This is a genomic window from Kribbella sp. NPDC056345 (assembly GCF_042262745.1).
Taxonomy (GTDB): domain Bacteria; phylum Actinomycetota; class Actinomycetes; order Propionibacteriales; family Kribbellaceae; genus Kribbella.
Genome location: NZ_JBHJQQ010000038.1, coordinates 1 through 3,128 on the forward strand (window position 1 = coordinate 1; position 3,128 = coordinate 3,128).

At 52.7% G+C, this 3,128-nt stretch carries 2 rRNA genes; both read left to right on the forward strand.

Going from position 1 to position 3,128, the window contains the following annotated elements:
- Positions 1-2,866, forward strand: a 23S ribosomal RNA gene (locus ACFCV3_RS42635); the annotation flags it as partial.
- Positions 2,867-2,915: 49 nt separating this feature from the next.
- Positions 2,916-3,031: ribosomal RNA gene (gene rrf / locus ACFCV3_RS42640) — 5S ribosomal RNA — on the forward strand.
- Positions 3,032-3,128: the final 97 nt, after the last annotated feature.

Genomic DNA, 3,128 nt, shown 5'->3' on the forward strand with positions numbered 1-3,128 from the left:
CAACGATACCGCCTCGGGGAGCCGTAAGTAAGCTTTGATCCGAAGATTTCCGAATGGGGAAACCCAGCTGGGGTAATGCCCAGTTACTATCAACTGAATACATAGGTTGATGAGAGGCATACCGGGGGAACTGAAACATCTAAGTACCCGGAGGAAGAGAAAGCAAATGCGATTCCCTGAGTAGCGGCGAGCGAAACGGGATTAGCCCAAACCAAGAGGCTTGCCTCTTGGGGTTGTAGGACACTCTGTACGGAGTTACAAAGGAACGAGGTAGATGAAGAGGTCTGGAAAGGCCCGCCATAGGAGGTAACAGCCCTGTAGTCAAAACTTCGTTCTCTCCTGAGTGGATCCTGAGTACGGCGGAACACGTGAAATTCCGTCGGAATCCGGGAGGACCATCTCCCAAGGCTAAATACTCCCTAGTGACCGATAGTGAACCAGTACCGTGAGGGAAAGGTGAAAAGCACCCCGGAAGGGGAGTGAAAGAGATCCTGAAACCGTGTGCCTACAAGTAGTCAGAGCCCGTTAACGGGTGATGGCGTGCCTTTTGTAGAATGAACCGGCGAGTTACGATCCCGTGCAAGGTTAAGCAGAAGATGCGGAGCCGCAGCGAAAGCGAGTCTGAATAGGGCGAATTGAGTACGTGGTCGTAGACCCGAAACCAGGTGATCTACCCATGTCCAGGGTGAAGTTCAGGTAACACTGAATGGAGGCCCGAACCCACGCACGTTGAAAAGTGCGGGGATGAGGTGTGGGTAGGGGTGAAATGCCAATCGAACCTGGAGATAGCTGGTTCTCTCCGAAATAGCTTTAGGGCTAGCCTCAAGGTAAGAGTCTTGGAGGTAGAGCACTGATTGGACTAGGGGCCCCTACCGGGTTACCGAATTCAGTCAAACTCCGAATGCCAATGACTTATCCTTGGGAGTCAGACTGCGAGTGATAAGATCCGTAGTCGAAAGGGAAACAGCCCAGACCGCCAGCTAAGGTCCCAAAGTATACGTTAAGTGGAAAAGGATGTGGAGTTGCTTAGACAACCAGGATGTTGGCTTAGAAGCAGCCACCATTTAAAGAGTGCGTAATAGCTCACTGGTCGAGTGACTCTGCGCCGAAAATGTACCGGGGCTAAACGTATCACCGAAGCTGCGGACTGTTCTTCGAACAGTGGTAGGAGAGCGTTCTAAGGACAGTGAAGTCAGACCGGAAGGACTGGTGGAGTGCTTAGAAGTGAGAATGCCGGTATGAGTAGCGAAAGACGGGTGAGAATCCCGTCCACCGAATGCCTAAGGTTTCCTGAGGAAGGCTCGTCCGCTCAGGGTTAGTCAGGACCTAAGCCGAGGCCGAAAGGCGTAGGCGATGGACAACAGGTTGATATTCCTGTACCACCTCCTCACCATTTGAGCAATGGGGGGACGCAGGAGGATAGGGTAAGCGCGGTATTGGATATCCGCGTCCAAGCAGTTAGGCTGGGAAATAGGCAAATCCGTTTCCCGTGAAGGCTGAGCTGTGATGGCGAGGGAATTATAGTACCGAAGTTCCTGATTCCACACTGCCAAGAAAAGCCTCTAGCGAGGTGAGAGGTGCCCGTACCGCAAACCGACACAGGTAGGCGAGGAGAGAATCCTAAGGTGTGCGAGAGAACTCTCGTTAAGGAACTCGGCAAAATGACCCCGTAACTTCGGGAGAAGGGGTGCTCTGTTAGGGTGAAAGCCCGAGAAAGCCGCAGTGAATAGGCCCAGGCGACTGTTTAGCAAAAACACAGGTCTCTGCGAAGCCGTAAGGCGAAGTATAGGGGCTGACGCCTGCCCGGTGCTGGAAGGTTAAGAGGAGCGGTTAGCGTAAGCGAAGCTGTGAATTGAAGCCCCAGTAAACGGCGGCCGTAACTATAACGGTCCTAAGGTAGCGAAATTCCTTGTCGGGTAAGTTCCGACCCGCACGAAAGGCGTAACGATCTGGGCACTGTCTCAACGAGAGACTCGGTGAAATTATAGTACCTGTGAAGATGCAGGTTACCCGCGACAGGACGGAAAGACCCCGTGGAGCTTTACTGCAGCCTGATATTGAATGTTGGTACAGCTTGTACAGGATAGGTAGGAGCCTTGGAAACCGGAGCGCCAGCTTCGGTGGAGGCATCGGTGGGATACTACCCTGGCTGTATTGACCTTCTAACCCGCCGCCCTTATCGGGCGGGGAGACAGTGTCAGGTGGGCAGTTTGACTGGGGCGGTCGCCTCCTAAAATGTAACGGAGGCGCCCAAAGGTTCCCTCAGAATGGTTGGAAATCATTCGCAGAGTGTAAAGGCATAAGGGAGCTTGACTGCGAGACCTACAAGTCGAGCAGGGACGAAAGTCGGGCTTAGTGATCCGGTGGTTCCGCATGGAAGGGCCATCGCTCAACGGATAAAAGCTACCCCGGGGATAACAGGCTTATCTCCCCCAAGAGTCCACATCGACGGGGAGGTTTGGCACCTCGATGTCGGCTCATCGCATCCTGGGGCTGTAGTCGGTCCCAAGGGTTGGGCTGTTCGCCCATTAAAGCGGTACGCGAGCTGGGTTCAGAACGTCGTGAGACAGTTCGGTCCCTATCCGTCGTGGGCGTAGGAAATTTGAGAGGAGCTGTCCTTAGTACGAGAGGACCGGGATGGACGCACCGCTGGTGTACCAGTTGTTCTGCCAAGGGCATAGCTGGGTAGCTATGTGCGGAAGGGATAAGTGCTGAAAGCATCTAAGCATGAAGCCCCCCTCAAGATGAGATTTCCCATAGCGTAAGCTAGTAAGATCCCTGAAAGATGATCAGGTTGATAGGTTCGAGGTGGAAGCATGGTGACATGTGGAGCTGACGAATACTAATAGATCGAGGACTTAACCATATAATATGAAGCAAATGTTATCTAGTTTTGAAGGAATATGCCTTCATAGTTTGGTGATGATGGCAGAGAGGTCACACCCGTTCCCATACCGAACACGGAAGTTAAGCTCTCTAGCGCCGATGGTAGTCGGGGGTTTCCCCCTGTGAGAGTAGGACGCCGCCAAGCAAGCTTAAACCCAGCTCATTGAGCTGGGTTTTTTGTTTACTCAAGATCGAGAAAATCAAACAAATACAAACACCGAGGGCTTATACAGCCCATATAC